General features: G+C 29.2%; 1 protein-coding gene. It reads left to right on the forward strand.

The features are described from left to right. Positions 1-295, forward strand: a 295-nt coding sequence (locus CN514_RS21390; protein WP_176526020.1) for a DNA-processing protein DprA, incomplete at both ends; no start/stop codon positions are given.

Consider the following 295-nt stretch of genomic DNA (forward strand, 5'->3'; position numbering starts at 1 on the left):
TTATATTTAAAAGGTAATCAAAATATCCTAAATAAACAATTTATGTTGAGTATAATTGGAGCTAGAAAACCAACTGCATTTGCGAAAATTATTTGTGATTCATTAATATTAGGTCTAATTAGAGAAAATTGTGTTATTGTTAGTGGAATGGCATCTGGATGCGATTCAATCGCACATAATTCAGCTATTTTTCACAACGGAACAACGATTGCAGTTGTCGGATGTGGGTTAGACTATATTTACCCGAAAGAAAACCGTAATTTATTTAATGAAATATCATTAAATCATTTAGTTA

This window comes from Bacillus sp. AFS001701, assembly GCF_002559405.1.
In the GTDB taxonomy this organism is placed as follows: Bacteria; Bacillota; Bacilli; order Bacillales; family Bacillaceae_G; genus Gottfriedia.